Origin of the sequence: Sphaerotilus hippei (genome assembly GCF_003201595.1) — a bacterium.
Taxonomy (GTDB): domain Bacteria; phylum Pseudomonadota; class Gammaproteobacteria; order Burkholderiales; family Burkholderiaceae_C; genus Sphaerotilus; species Sphaerotilus hippei.
Map to the genome: position 1 here is coordinate 39,532 of NZ_QJJS01000016.1, position 22,658 is coordinate 62,189.

The 22,658-nt window shown below is 69.4% G+C and carries 6 protein-coding genes; all 6 read left to right on the forward strand.

The features are described 5' to 3' along the window. The 6 genes from C7444_RS15495 (at position 1) to C7444_RS15525 (ending at position 22,651) form a co-directional block, all read left to right on the forward strand. Positions 1–693: a response regulator transcription factor gene (locus C7444_RS15495; RefSeq protein WP_110401761.1), complete on the forward strand. Its 693-nt coding sequence runs from the start codon at positions 1–3 to the stop codon at positions 691–693. Between the two features lie 336 nt (positions 694–1,029). Next, entirely contained in the window at positions 1,030–2,757 is a 1,728-nt protein-coding gene (locus C7444_RS15500; protein WP_110401762.1) for a type I secretion system permease/ATPase, read from the forward strand. Between the two features lie 24 nt (positions 2,758–2,781). After that, a complete protein-coding gene (locus C7444_RS15505) occupies positions 2,782–4,527 on the forward strand; it encodes a type I secretion system permease/ATPase (RefSeq protein WP_110401763.1) in 1,746 nt (581 codons plus the stop codon). Positions 4,528–4,566: 39 nt separating this feature from the next. Further along, entirely contained in the window at positions 4,567–5,967 is a 1,401-nt protein-coding gene (locus C7444_RS15515) for an HlyD family type I secretion periplasmic adaptor subunit (RefSeq protein ID WP_211317580.1), read from the forward strand. A gap of 2 nt (positions 5,968–5,969) precedes the next feature. After that, positions 5,970–7,361 (forward strand): TolC family outer membrane protein, encoded by a 1,392-nt coding sequence (locus tag C7444_RS15520; RefSeq protein ID WP_170130774.1) that lies wholly within the window; start codon positions 5,970–5,972, stop codon positions 7,359–7,361. 137 nt (positions 7,362–7,498) lie between these two features. Further along, entirely contained in the window at positions 7,499–22,651 is a 15,153-nt protein-coding gene (locus tag C7444_RS15525; protein ID WP_110401767.1) for a DUF4347 domain-containing protein, read from the forward strand. Positions 22,652–22,658 lie beyond the last annotated feature (7 nt).

A 22,658-nucleotide genomic window follows, 5' to 3' on the forward strand; every position in this document is an offset into this window, starting at 1 on the left:
ATGGTCAAGATCGCTCTGGTCGAAGACAACCCGGACCTGCGCGACGAGGTGGAGTTCCACCTGTCGCGCCTGGGGCACGCCGTGGTCGGCCTGCCCGACGGCGCGGCCCTGGACGCGCATCTGGCCGGCGACGAGCCCGAGGTGCTCATCCTCGACATCGGCCTGCCCGGCGAGGACGGCCTGAGCATCGCCGGGCGGATCCGGCAGAGCCATCCACAGATGGGCATCGCGATGCTGACCGCCCGTGGCCAGATCGAGGACCGCCTGCAGGGGCTCAAGACCGGAGCGGACATCTACCTGGTCAAGCCGGTGGACATGCGCGAGCTGGCGGCGATCGTCGACAGCCTGCATCGCCGCATCCACCGACCGGCGCCGCCGGCCCGCCCGACCCTGTCCTGGGCGCTCGACCGCCAGACGCTGGAGCTGAGCTCGCCCACGCGCCGGTCGGTGATGGTCACGCCCACGGAGTTCAAGCTGCTGGAGGCCCTCAGCCACGGCACGGCCGAGCCGGTGAAGCGCTCGGCCCTGGCCGCGGCCATCGGCCACCCCGAGCCCGACTACGACTACCGGCGGCTGGAAACCAGCATGAGCCGGCTGCGCAAGAAGATCGAGACCTACTGCGAGGACGATACCGTGTTGCGCAGCGCCCGCAATATCGGATATTTGTTCGCCGCCCCGCTCGAGGTCATCTGAAACCGTGAATAAGCCGCTTTCCATGGTGTTGATCGCGGCTTGGACAGACCTCGATTCCATGTAGCGAGCCGGTTTCCCTGATGAATGCCCACCGGCCGGATGTTCAATTTTTCCGATATTGCGGTACTCATCAATTCCTGAATCACCCAAAGCGGTGATGGTCAGAAATTGACAGCTTTGATTTGCGGCTTTTGCTTATGGTGATCGTACTGAAGCAATCAGTACACATTCCATGCAGTGCAGCCGTTGTCATTCCCGTCGCCCGTCGTGCCGCGATTCCGATCCAGCCGGTGGTTTCCATGGCGTGAAGCGTGAAACTCCGCACGGAGAGCCGGCATGAACGCCGACCTCGCCGCGGCACTGCAGGCCGTGCGACCCCAGCTGCGCCGGGCCTTCGGCTTCGGCATGGTGGCCGCGCTGCTGGGCCTGACGCCATCCTGGTACATGCTCGAGGTCTACGACCGGGTGGTCAACAGCCGCAGCCACACGACGCTGCTGATGCTGACGGTGGCCGTGGTGCTGCTCTACCTGCTGATGGAGGTGCTCGAATGGGTCCGCGCCGGCATCCTGGTCGCCGCCGGACAGGCCTTCGAGCAGAAACTGCTGCCCCGCATCTTCCAGGCCGCCTTCGAGGCCGGTCGGGGCAAGGCCGGCGCCGGCTCGTCGGTGGCGATGAACGATCTGCGCACCGTGCGCGAGCTGTTCCACTCGCCGGTGGTGACTGCCACCCTGGATGCGCCGATGGCGCTGGTGGCACTGGCCCTGATCTACGCGATCCACCCGCTGCTGGCCGGCGTGGCCCTGGGCTGCGCCGCCGCCCAGGTCGCGGTGACGCTGCTCAACGAACGGGCCACCCGCGAGCCGATGAACAAGGCCAATGCCGGGGCGATGGGCGCACAGCTGTTCTCCGACCGCCTGCTGGCCAACGCCCACTTCATCCACGCGATGGCCATGACCTCGGCCGCGCTGCGGCGCTGGTCCTCGCGCCGGCGCGAGGCGATCGATCTGCAGTTGCAGGCCTCGAGGGAAGCCGGCACCTGGCAGGCCTGGTCCAAGCTGCTGCAGAACCTGGTCAATTCGGCCCTGCTGGGGCTGAGCTGCTGGCTGCTGTTCGACAACAGCCTGAACGGCGGTGGCGGCATGCTGGTGGTCTCGGGCATCCTGGGCGGCAAGGTGCTGACGCCGCTGGTCCAGGTCGTCGGCCAGTGGCAGACCGTCTCCAGCGGACGTGAGGCCTGGACCCGCCTGAACCGCCTGCTGCAGGACCAGGCCGCCGCCGCGCCGGCCATGCCGCTGCCGGCCCCGAAGGGCCGGCTGGTGGTCGACCGCCTGGTGGTCACCGCCCCGGGCAGTTCGCTGCAGCTGCTCAAGGGCATTTCCTTCACGCTGGCGCCGGGTGATGTGCTGGCGGTCGTCGGCCCGTCCGCGGCCGGCAAGACCACGCTGTCGCGGGCCCTGCTGGGCCTGGCGCCGGCCGCGTCCGGCTCGGTGCGCCTGGACGGCGTCAGCGTGCAGACCTGGAATCCGGCCGAGCTGGGACCGCACCTGGGTTACCTGCCCCAGGGCGTCGAGCTGATCGACGGCACGCTGGCCGAGAACATCGCCCGCTTCGGTGCGGTCGACCTGGAGCGGGTCCGGGCGGTGTCCGAGGCCGTCGGCCTGGACGAGATCGTCGCCGCGCTGCCCGCGGGCCACGACACCCGCGTCGGTGCTGGCTCGACCGCCATCTCGGGCGGCCAGCGGCAGCGGGTCGCGCTGGCCCGGGCGCTGTACGGCGATCCGGCGCTGGTGGTGCTCGACGAACCCAATGCCAGCCTCGACGAGGCCGGTGACCAGGCGCTGGGTGAAGCCATCCGGGCCGCCAGCGCCCGTGGATGCACGCTCGTGATCATGACCCACCGCGCCAGCGTGCTGGCGGTGGCCAACCGGATGCTGGTCATCAGCGAGGGCGAGCAGCGTGCCTTCGGCCCGCGCGATGAGGTGATGGCCGCGCTGCAGAAGGCCCAGGCGCCCATGCGGCCCGAACCGGTGCCCTCCGCCCCTGCCGCGGCCCAGGCCGTCTGAACTCCCTTGCCAAGGAAACCCGCCATGACGTCCCCGGCCCCTGTGCGCCGACACGGTGAACTGAAGCAGGCCCTGCTGGCCCTGCGCCGCGAAGGCCTGCGGATCGGCGCGGTCAGCCTGCTCGCCAACCTGCTGATGCTGGCCCCCACGCTCTACATGCTGCAGGTCTACGACCGTGTCATGGTCAGCCAGAACCAGCTCACGCTGCTGGCGGTGTCGGCCATCACGCTGGGGCTGTTCGGGCTGCTGGCCGTGGCCGAATGGCTGCGCTCGCGCCTGCTGGTCGGGGTCAGCGAACGCCTGGACCGGCAGCTGGCCGAGCGGCTGTTCGTCGCCAGCCTCGACGAGCGGCTGAGCCCCCAGGCGGGCGAGCCGCCGCGCACCTTCTCCGACCTGACCCAGCTGCGCCAGTTCCTGACCGGCCCGGGGGTGTTCGCCTTCTTCGACGCGCCCTGGACGCCGGTCTACCTCGGCGTGCTGTGCCTGCTGCACCCCTGGCTGGGCGCTGGCGCGCTGCTGTTCGCGCTGCTGCAGGCCCTGCTGGCCTGGAGCGGCCAGCGCCGCCTGAGCGCGCCGGCCACCCGCGCGGGCGAGTCGGCCGCGACGGCCGCGGGCTTCCTGCGCGCCAAGTTCGTCCATGCCGATGCGCTGCGCTCGATGGGCATGACCGGGCCGCTGTGGCAGCGCTGGCTGGGCCTGCACCGTGCCGAGCTCGACGACGGCAACCACCTGCACCACCAGCAGCACCTGCAGACCTCGCTGAGCAAGTTCCTGCGCTACACGCAGCAGTCGTTCTCGCTCGGCCTCGGGGCCTGGCTGGTCATCGAGGGCCAGCTGTCGGTGGGCTCGATGATCGCCGCCAACGTGCTGATGACCCGCACGCTCGCACCGATCGACCAGCTGACCGGCAGCTGGCGCGCCACGCTGGGCGCCCGCGACGCCTACCGTCGCCTGGCGGGCCTGCTGGAGCGCCACCCGGTGCCGTCGCAGGAGGCGGCCCAGGCGCCCGCCCTGCGGGGCGAGCTGTCGCTGCACGGGCTCAGCGCCTGGGCCGACGGCCGGGCCACCCCGGTGCTGCGCGACATCGAGCTGACGCTGCCCGCGGGCAGCGTCACCGTGGTGATGGGCCCGTCGGGCTCCGGCAAGTCGACGCTGGCGCGGGTGCTGGTGGGCATCTGGGCGGACGTGCGCGGCCAGCTGATGCTCGATGGCACCGAGCTGGACGCGCAGCGCCGCCGCAGCGTGGGCGAGCACATCGGCTACCTGCCCCAGGAGATCGAGCTGTTCGACGCCAGCGTGGCCGAGAACATCGCCCGGCTGGGCGAGGTCGTGCCCGACCAGGTCATCGCCGCGGCCCGGGCGACCGGTCTGCACGACATGATCCTCAGGCTGCCCAAGGGCTACGACACCAACCTCAACGAAGCGGCCCACATGCTGTCGGGTGGCCAGCGTCAGCGCATCGCGCTGGCCCGGGCCGTGCACGGCCAGCCCGCGCTGGTGGTGCTCGACGAGCCGAACGCCCACCTCGACGAGGCCGGCGAGCACGCGCTGACCCGGCTGATCCACGAGCTCAAGCAGCGCGGCACCACCGTCGTGCTGATCAGCCACCGCCGCGCGGTGCTGGCCGCCGCCGACACGGTGGTGCTGCTGGAGCAGGGCGAGATCCGCTCCGTCACCCCGCGTCACGAATTCATCTTCCCGGTGCGGCCCGTCAAGCCCGTCACCCCTGCGCCGACGTCCGGTGGCCTGGCCCTGCAGCCAGCCACCTGAGCACGACCGGCACCCCCGAACCTGGCCGGAAACCCTCCCATGTCCCTCGCCCGCCCCCTGCCCGAAACCCCGCTGCCGCCCGACGCCGCGGCCAACGAACCGACGCTGGCCCCCACGCCGGCCGAGGCGTCCACGCCGCCCGTGCCCCCGTCCCCCCAGGCGCGTGCCGACCGGCTGTCGCGCCACGGCCTGCAGGCCCTCGGCCTGGGGCTGCTGCTCATGCTGGGCTGGGTCGCCTTCGCCCCGCTGGACGAGGGCGTGCCCACGCAAGGCTTCGTCACCGTCGACACCAAGCGCAAGGCGGTGCAGCACCAGGCCGGCGGTCTGATCCGCTCGGTGCTGGTCAAGGAAGGGGACAGCGTGCGTGAAGGCCAGCCGCTGTTCCGCCTGGACGACGAGGAGGCCCGGGCCGGCCATGAGGCGGTCCGGCAGCGCTACCTCGGCCTGCGGGCGATGGAAGCCCGCCTGGTGGCCGAGCGCGACGGGCAGTCCACGCTGCGCTGGCACCCCGACCTGCAGTCGGCGCTGAGCGATCCGGTGGTCCAGACCCACACCCTCGCGCAGGAACAGCTCTTCAGCGCGCGGCGCTCGGCGCTGCAGGCCGACCTGCAGGGCATCGAGGAGAGCAAGCAGGCCCAGAAGGTCTCGCTGGACGCCTATGCCCAGATGCAGGCCAGCCGGCGCAACCAGCTCGCGCTGGTGCGCGACGAGCTGACCCACACCCGCGCGATGGTCCAGGAAGGTTATGCCCCGCGCAACCGCCAGCTGGAACTGGAACGCACGGTCGACGAGCTCAATGCCGGCCTGGCCGACCTCGGCGGCAACATCGGCCGCACCCAGCGCTCGATCGCCGAGCTGTCGCAGAAGGCGATCCAGCGCCGCAGCGAGCAGCGGGCCGAGATCTCCTCGCAGCTGGCCGACGTCTACCGCGAGCTGCAGGCCGATGCCCAGAAGCTGCGCTCGACCCGCGATGAGCTGGCCCGCATGGAGATCCGCTCGCCGGCCACCGGTCAGGTGGTGGGGCTGGCGGTGCAGACCGTCGGTGCGGTGATCCAGCCGGCCCAGAAGCTGATGGACATCGTGCCCGCGGGCGAGCAGCTGGTGCTCGAGGCCCGGGTGCCGCCGCACCTGATCGACCGCATCAAGGTCGACATGCCGGTGGACGTGCGCTTCTCGGCGTTCGCCCACACCCCCCAGCTGGTGGTCGACGCCCGGCTCGGCTCGATCTCCGCCGACGCGATCACCGATCCGCAGACCAACGTCACCTACTACCTGGCCCGCGTCGCCGTCACGCCCGAAGGCATGAAGACCCTCGGGCGGCGCGAGATGCAGCCCGGCATGCCGGCCGAGCTGGTCATCAAGACCGGCGAACGCAGCCTGCTGACCTATTTCCTGCAGCCGCTGACCCGCCGGGTGTCGGCGGCGATGACGGAGGAATGACGATGCGCCGCGAACTCCCGCGCCACTGGCGCCAGGGCCTGATGCTGACGGCGGCGCTGCTGGGCAGCACCGGCCTGCAGGCCCAGTCCCTCGACCTGTCCCAGGCCTACGGCGCCGCGCTGGATCAGTCGGCGAGCCTGCGCGCTGCGCGGGCGGCCGCCGCCAGCGGCCGCGAGGTGCTGCCGCAGGCCAAGGCCCAGCTGCTGCCCAACGTGACCGCCAGCGTGACCTACAGCCAGGTCGACCAGGACACCAGCACCGGCGGTGTCGCGGCCACGGACCGCTACCTCAACAGCGGCCAGAGCCTGGTGATCCGCCAGCCCCTGTACCGGCCGCTGCAGATGACCCGCTACGAGCAGGCCAGGGTGCAGCTGCGCCAGGTCGAATCGACCTTCGACCGCGAGGTCCAGGACCTGGCGATCAAGGTGGCCGAGACCTACTTCGAGGTGCTGCTGTCCGAGGACCGCGTGGCGGTCGTGCAGGTGCAGAAGAAGACCTATGCCGCGCAGCTCGACGCGGCCACCCGGTCGATGGCCGCCGGCTCGGGCATCCGCACCGACATCGACGAAGCCCAGGCCCGGCTGGACATGAGCCTGGCCCAGGAGCTCGAGGCGCGCCAGCACCTGCAGCTCGCGATGCAGCAGATGCGCACGCTGGTGACCCAGCCCTTCGATCGCCTGCAGCCGCTGGACGTGTCGCGCCTGACGCTGGGCGCGCCGCAGCCGGAATCGCTGGCCGAATGGATCCGCATCGCCGAGGACCGCAGCCCCGAGTTGCTGCAGCTGAGCGCGCAGCACGAGGCCGCCGCGCTGGAGATCGACAAGGCCCGCAGCGGACACCGGCCCACGCTGGATGCCTATGCCCAGTGGTCACGCAACCAGGGCGACAACGCCCTGCGCCCGCAGACCCGCACGACCGCCCGCACCGTCGGCCTGCAGCTGGCCATCCCGATCTACGCCGGCGGTGGCGTCGACTCCAGCGTGCGCCAGGCCATCGCCGACCACCTGCGCCTGGAGGAGTCGCTCGAGGCCGCCCGCCGTGAGCTCGGCCTGCGGGTGCACCGCGAGTTCCGCGGCGTCACCGAAGGCCTGCTGCGCATCAAGGCGCTGGAGCAGGCCGTGCGTTCGGCCGAACAGCTGGTGCGCTCGCAGCGCCGGGCCTACGTCGCCGGATCCCGCACGACGATCGACATCCTGAACGCCGAGCAGCAGCACGCCTCCGCCGTGCTCGACCTGGCGCAGGCCCGCTACGTGCACCTGCTGTCGCACATCCGGCTGCAGGCCGCCGCCGGCGTGCTCGACGCCCAGCGCCTGACGCAGATCAACGCTTTCCTGGCCACGACGCCGGTCGCGGCCATTGCCCCGCCTTCGGGTGGGGTCGATCGCTCGCCATGAGCACGAGTTGACCCGCTTCTCGGCCCATCGCCTCCGTCCCTTCAGTTCTCCAATCTTCCAGTCCCCTCGCGCTGTCATCGACACCGCACCCGGCCTCACGCACCACGCATCTCCAAGACGTACAACGGAAATCAGCCATGACCATTTCGTCCACCAGCCAAATCCTGTTCATCGATGCCGCCGTTGCCGGAGTCGACACGCTGCTCGCCAGCATCGATCCGTCCATCGAGGTGATCCGCCTGAATGCCGACGAGGACGGCCTGACGCAGATCGCCCGGGCCCTGGCGGGGCGCACCGAGGTCGGTGCGCTGCACGTGATCTCGCACGGTGAAGCGGGCGCGCTGCAGCTGGGCAACGGTGTCGTCGACCTGGCGTCGATCGATGCCGGCAGCGCGCTGATGGCGACCATCCGCGGTGCGCTGGCGCAAGACGCCGACCTGCTGCTCTACGGCTGCGACGTGGCCGAAGGCGAGACGGGCGCGGCCTTCATCGCCGCGCTGGCGGAGGCGACGGGGGCGGACGTGGCGGCGTCGGTGGACGTGACGGGCAACCTGACTGCCGGAGCCGACTGGGAGTTGGAGGCGGCAACCGGGATCATCGAGACGGCAGGCTTGTCCGTCGCCGACTATCAGGAATCGCTGGCACTGGTCAAGCAGGTGACCGTGAGCAACGGCGCAGCAGCCGAGGCGCTGCCCTTCGCTTCCGGCGTGGTGAACATCGGCTTCTTCCGTGGCTCAAGGGCAGGCTCCTACGACAACGATGTCGTGGCCTACTACAACGCTGACCCGGCACACTACTCGACCACCCGCCTGAGCAGCATCACCTCGGGGGCCGTCTCGAATCTGAAGCTGCTGTTCATCGAGATCCCGGATGCCGCCTTCAACGCGACCGAGATCGGCGTGCTCCAGACCTTCCTGGACAACGGCGGCCGCATCATGTTCGTCGGTGAACACAACGGCTACTCACCGACGCAGAACGGCTACATCTCGCAGGCGATCACCCAGCTTGGCGGCAGCATCACCATCACCACGCTCACCAACGGTGCCGCCGGGGTGAACGATACGATGCATGACAACGTCGGCGGCTACATCGAACTGAGCGATTCGCCCCTGATGGCGGGTGTGACCAGCTTCCGCACCGCCTACTTCGCGCCGCTGCAGGTCGAGGACTCGATCTCCAAGGCCGTCATGGTGACCGACGAAAGCGGCGGCAACGGCAACGGCTGGATCGCCATCGCCGACCAGGCACTCAGCAAGGGCCGTGTCACGGTCATCGCCGACGTGAACTGGATGATGTCCACCTACATGGCGGAAGGCAACAGGACCTTCCTGCACAACCTGGCCGCCAACTCGGCGGCCAACGTGGCCACCGTGGCCTCGGGCGGCGACCCGAACGCGGGTGGCATCAATGCCGCGGCCAATGCGGCGCCGACGCTGACGAGTTTCGCTTCCAGCGTCGATGTGGTGAACGAGGACAACACCGTCGAGCTGAGCTTCACCGATTTGCAAGCGCAGGCTGATGAAGCAGACGACGGAACCGTCGACGCCTTTGTCATCAAGGCGGTTTCCAGTGGCACGTTGCTGCTGGGCACGTCGCTCGCCACTGCGACCGCCTGGATCCCAAGCACCAACGATGCGGTGACCAGCACCGTGCATGCCTACTGGACACCGGCAGCCAATGCCAATGGCACGTTGAACGCCTTCACCGTGGTTGCGCGTGACAATGCTGGAACCAGTTCGGCCACGCCGGTGCAGGTGACCGTCAGCGTCACCGCCGTCAACGACGCCCCCACGCTGTCCACCAACGCCACGCTGACCCCGATCGCCGAAGACGTCGCCAGCGCCGACAACAACGGCAGCACCATCGGCAACCTGTTTGGTGGCCGTTTCAGTGACGTGGATGCCGGCCAGACCCTGGGCGGCGTGATCGTCACCGGCAACACCGCCAATGCGGGGACCGAAGGCAGCTGGCAATACCTCTCGGGCGGCGTCTGGCGCGACATCGGCAGCGTCAGCGACAGCGCCGGCCTGGCCCTGTCGGCCGGCACGTCGATCCGCTTTGCTCCGGTGTCGAACTACAACGGCACGCCCCCGTCGCTGACGGTGCATGGTACCGACAGCGCCTACGCCGGCGGCTACACCAGCGGCGCCAGCGCCGTCACCTTCGATACCACCACCGATGCTGTCACGTCGGGCGTCACGGCAGACAGCAAGACACTGGGCATCACCGTCAGCGCGGTCAACGATGCGCCCGTGATCGACAGCGATCCGGCGACGGACACGGTCGAAGAAACCTCGTCGGTCGATACCAGCCTCGGTGGCCAGAATGGCGCCATCAGCGGCACGCTGACCGCCGTCGACGTCGAGAGTGCCTCCAACCTGCTGACCTTCGGCATCCGTGGCGGCACCGACGGTGGAGCGACCTGGACCAAGCAGGGCATGTACGGCCTGCTGACCGTCAACGAGACCACCGGCGCCTGGACCTATGTGCCCAACCAGTACGACGCGATCAACGCGCTGCCGGTCGGCGCGAGCGTCAGCGACGGGTTCGACTTCAAGGTCACCGATCCGGCAGGGGCCATCGGCACCCAGAGCCTGAGCATCACCCTCACGGGCAGCAACGACCTGCCGCAGCTGGCCTCCGCCATCAGCGACCAGACCTTCAGCGGCGCCGGCAGCTGGACCTACCAGATCCCCGCCGCGACCTTCACGGATGCCGAAGGCACGGGCCTGGCCTATACCGTCGAAGTGGTGGACGCCAATGGCGACCCGGTGGGCGATGGCACCCTGGGCAGCAATGCCAGCTGGCTCAGCTTCGACGAAGGCTCCCGCACCTTCACCGGCAATCCGCCCGTCGGCTGGGCCAATGCTGGCCTGCACCTCAAGGTCACGGCCACCGATGATCAGGGTGAATCCGTCAGCGACACCTTCAGCCTCACGCTGAGCGGCACCGCCAACCAGCCGCCGGTGGTGGCTGCGCCCCTGACGTGGCATGCTGAAGACGCGCCGAGCGAAGTCACGGCCGTGACTTTCACCGGCGCACTGGGCGGTACGAGCCTGACGTTTGATGGCACGACGGTCACGCTGGGCACCACCGCGACGGGCAGCGATGCCGCCAACGCCGTTGTGGCGGCGTTCGCGGCTGACGCTGCGCTCGCCAGTGATGGCGATCCGGCCACGACCTCGGTGGCCACCTACACCGCCGCCATCAAGGCCGGTGTCGGCAATGAAAACACGGCGGTGCTCACCGCCAATTCGGGCGAAGCACGAACGGACTTCACCGATGGAGCGGTCGTCAGTCTGTCCGGTGGGTCCTACACCGTCAATGTGGTCACGGAGGGCGTGACCGCTACGGCTGAAACCGCGACCGTGCAATTCACGGCACCGCCGGCAGGTGCTTCCTCACTCAGTTTTGATGGCTTGACCATCAGCTTGGCGGGCATCAGCACCGCCTCCGGCCTGGCTGCTGCGGTAGCCTCTGCGGTCAGTGCCAGCGGATCGGTCTGGAACGCGGTTCAGGATGGGACCCTCACGGATCAGGTCAACTTCACGGCACGCGCACCAGGCGATCTCGTCACGAACCTGACTGCCGCTGATTTTGAAGTCGTGGCGACGACCGCCCCGCTGCTGGCGACCACCACGACGGTCCAGCAGCAGGGGACAGCGGGCAGTGCCACCCAGGCAACCGTGTACTTCTGGACCAACGGTACGGACACGACGGTCACCTTCGATGGAGTCGATGTCCTGCTGCTGGCGGCAAATAGCCACGGTGACAATGCGGCGGCCTTTGCTGCCGCGACCTTCCCGAACTGGACGGTGGTGGATCAACTTAACGGCGGTCAGGTCATCTTGACTGCCAAGACGGCGTCACCGGTTCAGACTGCTCCTAGTGATGCTGACTTCACAGGCAGTCTTGCGCAGGTCCTGAGCTCCAATGCGGGGAGCCTGCCTGCTGCAGAGGTCGTGGATGTGACCTTCGACGCCAGACCTGCGGGCGTGACGTCACTCGACTTCGATGGGCTGACGATCGATCTGAGTGGTGCGTCCACTGCAGCGGAGGTGGCCGCTGCCGTCCACGCGGAGATCAATGCCAATCCCGCGACATCACATTGGAGCGCGACGGTCGTGGGTGGCGTGCTCACCCTGACGGCCGATGCCAACGAGGCTCGGACGAATCTTTCCAACTCGGATTTCACCGCAACGGCGGTGAACAACGTCTCCCTGGCCAGCAGCGTGGCGGTGTCTGATGGACTGGACGCCGTCCCCGAGGTGGTCGAACTGACGTTCACCCCGGTCCACGGCGGTCAATCCATCAGCCTGGATGGCGTGGATGCCATCCCGGGCACAGCCCTCACTGCCGACGACGTCGCCACTGCCGTCGCCGCTGCGACCTTCACCGACTACACCACCTCGGTCAGCGGCGACACCGTCACGTTCACGGCTATCACGCCGGGAAGCCAGAGCGACATCGTCGCGGGCGACTTCACCGGCACCTACAACGGCACGGTCACCCCTTCGGTCACGACCGACGGCTCCGGCTGGACCTACCAGATCCCTGTCGGCACCTTCACTGATCCGGAAGGTGATGTACTCACCTACGCCGCCTACACGGTGGATGCCGTTACGGGCGTGGCCACGCTGCTGGTCGACAGCGCCGCACTGAGCTTCGATGAAAGCACGGCCACGCTGTCGGGCAATGGCTCCGCGCCCAGCAACACGCTGATCGAGATCCGCGCGACCGATGCGTCGGGGTCGAACGGCACGGCAGCCAGCCAGTTCCAGCTGGTGGTCTACAACGACAGCCAGACGGCGAGCCTGGTCGCCGGCGTGCTGCCGGCGTCCGTGAGCTTCGTCAACGGCGCGGGGGCCGGCAGCTATGCCGTGCCAGCCACGGCCTTCAACTACCTTGCCGCCGACACGGGGGCGCTGACCTACACGGCCACCCTGGCCGACGGCGTGACGCCGCTGCCCGCATGGCTGCATCTGGACCCCGCCACGGGGGTCTTCAGCGGCAACCCGCCGGCAGGCTCCACCGATGTCAGCGTCAAGGTCACGGCCACCGCTCCGGGCGCACTGACGGCCACCACCGCCGCCATCACGCTGACGGTCGGCAGCCCGAACGATGCCCTGGTGCTCACCGACGCGATGGCGGACCAGCAGGTCGTCGCCGGGGGGGCGGTCAGCATCAGTTTTGTCAAGCCGTTCACCGATCCCGATGGGGCGGCGGATGGCACGGCCACGAAGGTCGGCATCACTTATGAGGCCACGGCCAACGGTCACCCGCTGTCGGACTACGGTCTGACGCTGACGGAAAGCGGCGGCAACCTGGTGCTCACGGGCAATGTGCCGGGTGGCACGCCCTTCCTGAACATCGTCATCACCGGCACGGACGCTTCGTTGGCGCTCTCGAGCCAGGCCAGCACCAGCTTCACGCTGAACCTGGCCGATGCGGGTGCCACCGGTGTCAACGTGGCCGCACTGAGCGCCAACAACGCAGGCGCGGTGACGATCGCCAACCAGACTCGCCCCGGCCTCGCTCCTCAGCAAGGCGACGTGCTGTGGGTCGATGGCATCACCGACGAGGACGGCTACGACCCGGCCAGCGTGCAGACGCAGTGGCAGGTGTCGGCCAACGGCAGTGACTGGAGCGACGTCACCGGCAGCCGCGGCACCGCCGCCACGCTGACGCTGGCCCAGACCGAAGTCGGCCTGCAGGTGCGCGCCCAGGTGTTCTACCTGGACGGCGGCCTCGTGGCCGAAGCACCGGTCTCCAACGTGATGCCGGCGATCACCGACGTGGCCGATGCGGGCACGGTGGTGGCCTCGGGCTCGCTGCAACCGGGCCAGACCCTGTCGGCGATCATCAGCGATGCCGATGGCCTGAACCACGCCGCACCGACCTATGTCTGGCAGCGCTCCAGCGATGGTGTCAACGGCTGGGCGGCCATCAGCGGTGCGACCTACGCCAGCTACACGCTGGACAACGCCGATGGCGGCAAGTACCTGCGCGTCGTCACCTCCTACCAGGATGACGCCGGCTTCACCGAATCCAGCGTGACCTCCGTCGCCCGCGGTCCGGTGAACCTGGGCGCAGTGGCACCGGTCGCCACGGACGACACCGCCAGCGTCACCGAAAACTCGGGCCTGAACAATGCGACGGCACCGGCACCGTCGAACATCGTCAGCCCGATCACCGGCAACCTGGTGGGCAACGACAGCGACAGCAATGCCGGTGACTCGAAGACCGTCACCAGTGTGCAGAAGGGCAGCCTGGAAGGCGTGGGCCTGACCGCGATCGATGGCGGCACCACGTTCACGCTGGTCGGCACCTACGGCACGCTGGTGGTCACCAAGGCCACCGGGGCCTACCAGTACACGCTGAATCAGGACGCCACCGACGTGCAGCGCCTCAACGTGGGCAGCACCCCGTTGACCGACACCTTCAACTACACCGTGACCGACAACGACTCGCTGTCGGACACGGCGGTGCTGACCATCACCATCAATGGCGCCAACGACCTGCCGCTGGTGTCCGCAGGGATCGAAGCGACGGCCACGGTGGTCGAGGATGTCGCCACGGCCCTGCCGATCGACTTCCTTGAAATCACGGAGTGGGACAGCAACAGCGTCAGCCTGCGCCTGACGGTGGATCATGGAACGCTGCGGGCCTCGACTTCGGGCGGGGTCACGGTCAGCGGCAGCGACAGCGGCACGGTGACTCTCACCGCGTCGGATTCGGGCACCCTGGCCTCGTGGCTGTTCGAGAACGACGTGCTGTACGTCACCGCGCCGAACAGCAATGGTGCCGTGGCCACGCTGACCTACGAGACCGGAGACGGCGCCGGCTTCGTGCTCGCGTCGGGCACCACCGCCATCACGGCCACCACCACCAACGACGCCCCGATCGTCGACGCCAACGGCGCCTCGGCGGGCAACGACGCCGAAGCCACCTTCCGCCCCCGCGGCAGCGCCGTCGCCGTGGCCGCCGACCTCGTGCTGTCGGACATCGACAGCGGCACGCTGACTTCGGCCACCGTGACGCTGGCCACCGGCGCCAGCGACAACCAGTTCGGCTCCTTCTACGAGACGCTCAGCCTCTCGGCGGCGGGCCAGACGCTGCTGTCGGGCTCCGGCCTGAGCCTGGTCAGCACCCCGAGCATCAACGGTGCGGTGCTGACGCTGACCGGCACCGCCACGCTGGCCACCTACCAGGCCGTGCTGCGCGAGGTGCTCTACAACAACAGCAACACGAACGCGTTCGCCGGCGATCGCACCGTCACCATCTCGGTGACGGATGCGGCCAGCGCGACGTCCAACACCGCGTCGTTCGCCACCGCCTCGGCCAATGCCCTGATCGCGGTGGGGCAGCGCATCTTCATCGACGGGGTCGACTCCGGCCATCTGGTGGCCGAGGTGCTCGATGACCAGCACTTCGTCGCGAGCGGGGCACTGGGTGACCTGGCCGATGGAATCGACCTCAGCTTCCAGGACGATACCGGCGTGGTCACGACGGCCGTCGCGGACGGCCCGCTGGTGGCCACGACCACGGTCCACGTGCCGTGGACGCCGGTGATCGACATGAATGGCAGCAGTGCCGACCGTGACCGCACCGTGTCGTACATCGAAGGACAGGGCGCGCTGGCCATCGCCACGTCGGACGCCAGCATCACCGACCAGGGCGGCCTGATCCGCAGCCTGACCGTCGCGCTGACGAACGCCCAGGACAACGGCGTCTCGACGCACGAGACCCTGGCCGGCCCGAGCGGCGCGGTGTCCACCTGGCTGAGCGCCCGCCTGATCACCTTCAGCGGCAACGGCAGCGGCGCCAACGGCCTGACCGGGGCGACGCAGATCACCTTCACCGCCTCGGGTGCCGGCTCGGACGCGACCAACTTCCAGGTCGCCCTGCGGGCGGTCACCTACCAGAACACGTCGCAGAACCCGGACACCACGCAGCGCGTCATCCAGGTCACCTCGATGGACGTGGACGGCAACGCCGGTGTCGAGGCCCACACCTACATCAACCCGGTGGGCGTCAACGACGCGCCCGACGGCATCAACAGCACGGTCACCGCCGTCGAGGACAACCCGTACACCTTCGCCGCGGCCAACTTCGGCTTCAGCGACCTGATCGACGACGCCGACGGTGCCCCGAATGCCCTGACGGCGGTGAAGATCAGCACGCTGCCGGCCTCCGGCACGCTGCTGCTCGACGGCGTGGCGGTGATCGCCGGCCGGACCGTGTCGCTGGCCGACATCCATGCCGGGCACCTGACGTATGTGCCGGCCGCCAACCAGAGCGGCCTGGCCAGCACCACCTTCGACTTCCAGGTGCAGGACAACGGCGGCACCAGCAACGGTGGCGTCGATCTCGATCCGGTCGCCGCGACGATGACCATCGACATCACGCCGGCCAACGATGCGCCGGTGCTGACGGCCAACGGTGCGGACCTGACGGCGATCGACGAGAACGCCACCAGCAACGCCGGCCAGTCCGTGGCCAGCCTGCTGGGCACGATCGCCGACGTGGACAGCGGCACCCATGCCGCCGACAACGGCACGCTCACCGGCATCGCGGTGCACGACGTGTCCTCCGGCGACATCACCGGCACCTGGCAGTACAAGGTGGGCGTCGGCAGCTGGACCGCGTTCGACTTCAGTGGCGCCAACGCCGGCCAGGCCTTGCTGCTGGCCAGCACCGATCTGGTCCGTTTCGTGCCTGACGCCGTCGGTGGCACCACCGCCAGCACGCTGGCCGAACCGAGCCTGCGCTACTACGCCTGGGACCAGTCCACGGGCACGGCCGGCACCCTGGTGAGCACCGCCACCCGCGGCGGCAGCACGGCGCTGTCGAGCGTCAGCGACACGGTCGCCCTGGCGGTCACCGACGTCAACGACGCGCCGACCATCGCCGTGCCCGCGGCACAGACGGTGGCCGAAGACGGCACGCTGTCGATCACCGGCGTCTCGTTCGGTGATGTCGACATCACCGGCCGTGCGGACGGTGACCTGAGCAACGACACGGTGACCGTGTCGCTGAGCGTGGCCCACGGCACGCTCACGCTGGCCAGCCTGACGGGCGTGACGGTGAGCAGCGGTGCCGACGGCAGCGACACGATGACGCTGCAAGGCACGCTGGCCGCCATCAACGCCGCCGTGGCCACGCTGGACTACCGCCCGACCGGTGACTACACCGGTGCCGACTCGCTGTCCCTGGGCATCGACGACGGCGGCAATGTCGGCTCCGGTGGCGCGCTGACGGCATCGACCACCCTGGCCATCACGGTCACCGGCGTCAACGACGCCCCGGTGCTGACCGCGGCCGCGCCGGTCATGGCGACGCTGGATGAAGACGACATCACCAACACCGGCTCGCTGATCAGCGACCTGGTCAACGGCGCCAACCAGACCGGCATCAGCGATGTCGATACCGGGGCGGCCAACGAATTCAGCGGACAAGGCATTGCCGTCCACGAACTGAGCCTGAGCGGCCCGGGTGAAGGCCGCTGGCAGTACACGCTCGACGGCAGCACCTGGACCGACGTCGGTGTGGTGGACGCCACCCACGCCCTGCTGCTCGAGAGCAGCGACAGCCTGCGCTTCGTGCCGGATGCGGAAAACGCCGTCGGCGCGACCGCCAGCTACTACCTGTGGGATGGCGCCACCGGCACGGCCGGCGGCAAGGTCGACGTCAGCGACGGCCACCGCGGTGGCACGAGCGCCTTCTCGCTGCTCGGCGATGCGGTCTCGGTCACGGTGACGGCGGTCAACGACGCGCCGACGGTCGACCTGAACGGCGGGGCCGCCGGCACGGGCGACACCATCGTCTTCAGCCCGCGGGGAAATGCGGTCGCCCTGTTCGACAGCCGCCTGACCCTGGGTGACGTCGACGACGGCGACCTGCTGACCAGCGCCGAGCTGGTGATGGACGCCGACGACACGCTGGACAACGCCTTCGGCACCACCTACGAGACGCTCTCCACCACGCTGGTCAGCCACGTCCACGCCGGCTCGCACGGCGACATCACCATCAGCGGCAACGGCACCGCAGCCGACCCGCTGGTGCTGTCCGGCACGGGCACGGCAGCCGACTACAAGGCCGCGCTGCTGACCCTGGTCTACGAGAACACCAACCCGAACGCCTTCTCCGGCACCCGGGCCGTGTCGGTCACGGTGCACGATGCCGCGACGACCACGGCAGGGACCGGTGCGACGAACTCGGTGGCCGCCACCCTGTCCATCGCGGTCAACTGGGGTGCGGTGGCCGACCTGAACGGCGAGGACGACGGCCGTGACCATGCGGTGACCTACACCGAGGACACCGCCAGCGTGGCGATCACCGCCTCGGACGCGTCGCTGACCGACCAGGACGGCAACATCGCCAGCGTCACGATCACGCTGACGAATCGGCTGGACGGTGCGGACGAGAGGCTCTACGTCGATCCGGCCCAGATCACCGCGTTCGCCGGCATCGGCATCACGATCAGCGGCAACAACAGCGGCGCGATCACGCTGAGCGGCGACCAGGACGGCACCTACTTCCAGCTCGCGCTGCGGGCGATCCGCTACATCAACGAGTCGGAGAACCCGAGCACCACGCCGCGCGTGGTGACGGTGGAGTCGGTGGACGTCGATGGCAACATCGGCGTGAGCGCGACGACCACCATCAACCTGGCGGCCATCAACGACGCGCCGGTGGGTGCCGATGCGACGATCACGCTGGCCGAAGACACCTCCAAGGTGTTCTCCGCGGCGGACTTCGCCTACACCGACCTGGAAAATCACGGCCTGCTGGCGGTGAAGATCACCACGCTGCCCGTGGCCGGTGCCCTGACGCTCGATGGCGTGGCGGTGACCGTCGGCCAGGAAATCAGCGCAGCCGACCTGGCGGATGGCCTGCTGGTCTTCACGCCGGCGGCGGATGCCAACGGCCTGTCGTATGCCAGCCTGGGCTTCCAGGTGCGTGACGACGGTGGCACGGCCAACGGGGGCATCGACCTGGCGGCCCTTCCCCACACCCTGACGCTGGATGTCACGGCCGTCAACGACCTGCCTGCAGGCGAGGTGACGATCTCCGGCACGGTCCAGGTCGGCGCGCTGCTGACGGCCGACGTCTCGGCCATCACCGACGTCGATGGCCTGGCCGCGATGACCTACCAGTGGCAGACCCGGGTGCTGCCGTCCGGCGCCTGGACGGACGTGGCTGTGGGGGGCACCAGCGCCACCTACACGCTGGATGCGGCGGACATCAACGAGGAAGTCCGGGTGCTCGTCAGCTACGACGACGCGCCCTCGGCGCCGGTGCTGTTCGCCTCCGACATCTCGGGCGAGCCGGCGCTGGTGGCCGATGCCAACGGCGACATCACGGTCACGCTGGACTCGAACGATCCGACGGTCATCCGCAACCCGCTGGGCAACGTCAACATCACCAACAACGGCACGGGCACCGTCACGGTGTCGGGTCTGCCGGCGGGCGCCACCGTGACCACCAGCGGCACGGGCCCGACGGTCATCGACGCGCCGCAAGGTGACGTGACGGTGAACAACGCTGGCCCGGGCACCGTCACGGTGAACGGTCTGCTGGGCACCGCCACGCTGCACACCACCGGCTCCGGTCCGGTCACCGTGGCCTCGCCGGCCGACGGCGCGACCGTGGACAACACCGGCACGGGTGTGGTCACCGTCACCGGCGTCACCGGCACGCTGCATGTCACCGGCACGGGTCCGGTCACCGTGGCCTCGCCGGCCGACGGCGCGACCGTGGACCACACCGGCACGGGCACCGTCACGGTGACCGGAGTCACCGATACGCTGAACATCACCGGCACGGGCCCGGTCACCGTGGCCTCGCCGGCCGACGGCGCGAGCCTGCACCACACCGGCACGGGCACCGTCACGGTGACCGGCGCCTCGGGCACGCTCGACACCAGCGGCACCGGTCCGTTCACCATCGACGCACCGGCTGCCGGCACGGTGATCAACGACACCGGCAGCGGTGCGATCACCGTCAACGACCCGGTGGGCGACCTGACGCTCAACAACGGCGGCGGGGGCACCGCCACCGTCAACGGCGCGGCCGACGGCAGCACCATCACCACCAGCGGCCCGGTCACCATCGCCAACCCCGATGGCGACCTGACCCTGGCGGGCACGGGCACCAACACCGTCACCGGCCTGGCGGGCACGCTCAACACCACCGGCTCGGGCCCGACCACGGTCGACAGCCCGGCCGCCGGCTCGGTGATCAATGACACCGGCAGCGGTGCGATCACCGTCAACGACCCGGTGGGCGACCTGACGCTCAACAACGGCGGCGGGGGCACCGCCACCGTCAACGGCGCGGCCGACGGCAGCACCATCACCACCAGCGGCCCGGTCACCATCGCCAACCCCGATGGCGACCTGACCCTGGCGGGCACGGGCACCAACACCGTCACCGGTCTGAACGGCACGCTCAACACCACCGGCTCGGGCCCGACCACGGTCGACGACCCGGTCACGGGCTCGACCGTGGTCAGCACCGGCACGGGGGCGGTGACGGTCACGAACCTCGACGGCACGCTGAACACCGCCGGCACGGCAGGCGTGAGCTTCGATGCGCCGGCCCACGGTGCCGTGATCAACGACACCGGCAGCGGCGCGATCGACGTGACCCATCCGGTGGGTGACCTGACGCTGCGCAACGGCGGGGGCGGCAGCGCCGTGATCCACGACGCGGCGGTCGGCAGCACGCTGACCACCAACGGCGTGGTGACGGTGGCCGATCCGCTGGGTTCGCTGTCGCTGGTCAACGAAGCTGGCGACACGACGGTGACGGGCCTGAACGACGACGCCGTCGTCAACACCAGCGGTGCCGGTGCCACGCTGCTGCAGTCGCCTGAAGGTGACGTGGTGGTCGACAACGCCGGATCGGGCACCAGCACGGTGTCGGGCCTGGGCGAAGGCCATCGGGTCACGTCCCTGGGCGCCGGCCCGGTGCTCGTCAGCAACCCGGTGGGCAACCTGGCGCTGGAGAATGACGGCTCCGGCCTCGTCACCGCCCAGGGCCTGCAGCCGGGCAGCACGGTCACGGTGGCCGGCGACGGCGACGTGGCGGTGGACCTGGCGGGCTTCGTGCCCAGCCGTGCCATCAGCATCGACAACACCGGCGACGCGCAGGTCGACGTGGTCAACGCACCGCTGAACGCCAATGTTCGCTCCACCGGGGAAGGTGACGTGACCGTGGTGAGCCCGACCGGCTCGCTGACGGTGGACAACGATGGCCAGGGCCTGATGACCGTCAGTGCACCGGCGGCCGACGTGGTGATCACCAAGACCGGCGTGGGTGCCGCGCTGATCGACGAGCCGGCCGGCAGCTTCACGCTGCGCAACACCGAGCAGGGTCTGGTCACCGTGCAGGGCCTGGCGGCCGACGAGACGGTCACGCTGCAGGGCTCCGGCCCGGTCGCGGTGGTCTCCGGCCTGGCCGAGGGTGAGCACGTCACCGTCGACACCAGTGCCAACAGCAATGTGCAGATCAGCAACCTGGGCGCCGGCACGGTCGACCTGATCGGCGGCCTGGCCCTCGACAGCGGCGATCCGATGGTGATCAAGCTGACCGGCAACGGCACCACGCCGCTGAACGCGGTGGGCACCGTCGCGCTGAACGGCACGCCGCTGACGCTGGACCTGGACTACACCCCGGCCCTGGGCGACCAGATCACGCTGCTGGCCAACGATGGCGGCGACGCGATCACCGGCACCTTCGCCGGCAAGCCGGAAGGCGCGAGCTTCTATGTCGAGGGCCAGCTCTTCCGCATCAGCTACGCGGGGGGCAGCGGCAACGACGTGGTGCTGACCCGGGTCAACGACGCGGTCAGCGGCAGCGTCACCATCAGTGGCACGCCCATCCAGGGCGGCACGCTGACGGTGTCCGACACGCTGGCCGACACCGACGGCACGGGCACGGTCAGCTACCAGTGGCTGGCCGATGGCCAGGCGCTCGACGGCGCGACCGGCAGCACCCTGACGCTGGGCCAGGACCAGGTGGGCCAGGCCATCAGCGTGCGCGCCAGCCTGGTCGATGGCCTGGGTTCGTCCGAGTCCAGCCTGAGCGGCGCGACCGCACCGGTGGCCAACGTCAACGACGCGCCCACCGGCGCGCTGACCCTGGGCGGCAGCGCCGAGCAGGGCGGCGTGCTGACGGTGGCCACGTCGCTGGCCGACCTCGACGGCATGGGCGCGATCAGCTACCAGTGGCTGGCCGACGGGGAGGCCATCACCGGCGCCACGGCCGGCAGCCTCACGCTGGGCGAGGCGCAGGTGGGCAAGGTCATCAGCGTCGAAGGGCGCTACACCGATGGCCAGGGCAGCACGGAGCGGGTGCGCAGCGGCGCGACGGTGGCCGTGGCCAACGTCAACGACGCGGTGACCGGCACCGTCGCCATCAGCGGCACGCCGACCTTCGGCCAGACGCTGGTGGCCGCCGTCAGCCTGTCCGACCTGGACGGCGCCGGCACCTACGCCTACCAGTGGCTCGCCGATGGTGCGGCCATCGCGGGCGCCACGCAGTCCAGCCACCGCCTGCAGACGGCCGACATCGGCAAGGCCATCAGCCTGATGGTCAGCTACGTGGACGGCCACGGCCAGACCGAGACCGTGACCAGCACGGCCACGGCGATGGTCGCCGACGGCAACGGCGTCGCGGTGGTGATCGAGGCCGAAGCGCCTTCGGTCGAGCCCGATGGCGTGGCCGGCGACGGCAACGGCGACGGTGTCCAGGACTCGGTGCAGGCCGACGTGGTGTCGGCCCCGCTGCAGAGCAACGACGGCGCGACCAGCAGCTTCGTCACGCTGGTGGTGGATTCGCTCGAGGGCAAGGCGCAGGCCGGCAGCGCGGCCAGCCTGCAGAACTTCACGCAGATCAGCGTGCCGGTGGATGCACCTTCGCAGGCCATCCTGCCCGCGGGCCAGATCAGCTTCGAAGCAACGGTGGAAACCGCCGGCATTACCGAGAACTTCAGCCTCTACGTCGACGCTAGCATGAACGTCAATGGCTACTGGAAGCAGAACGCCGACGGTGTCCTGACCAACCTGGCCAGCGAAGCCTACGGCGGCAAGATCGTGATCGAGGGCGACAAGATCCGCCTCGATTTCGTGATCGCCGACGGTGGCGAGTTCGACGCCGATCACACCGCCAACGGCGTGATCGTCGATCCGGGTGCCGTCGGCTTCATGCCGCTGAGCCTGATCGGTTATGCGCCGGACGCGCCGTCGGACGAGCTGAAGCCGGGCGAGTCGTTCTGGGGCTGAGCAGCCT

Bases quoted from the DNA above. Each gene is read 5' to 3' on its own strand.
- C7444_RS15515 (WP_211317580.1), top strand. From the start codon at position 4,567: ATGTCCCTCGCCCGCCCCCTGCCCGAAACCCCGCTGCCGCCCGACGCC.
- C7444_RS15500 (WP_110401762.1), top strand. From the start codon at position 1,030: ATGAACGCCGACCTCGCCGCGGCACTGCAGGCCGTGCGACCCCAGCTG.
- C7444_RS15505 (WP_110401763.1), top strand. From the start codon at position 2,782: ATGACGTCCCCGGCCCCTGTGCGCCGACACGGTGAACTGAAGCAGGCC.
- C7444_RS15520 (WP_170130774.1), top strand. From the start codon at position 5,970: ATGCGCCGCGAACTCCCGCGCCACTGGCGCCAGGGCCTGATGCTGACG.
- C7444_RS15525 (WP_110401767.1), top strand. From the start codon at position 7,499: ATGACCATTTCGTCCACCAGCCAAATCCTGTTCATCGATGCCGCCGTT.
- C7444_RS15495 (WP_110401761.1), top strand. From the start codon at position 1: ATGGTCAAGATCGCTCTGGTCGAAGACAACCCGGACCTGCGCGACGAG.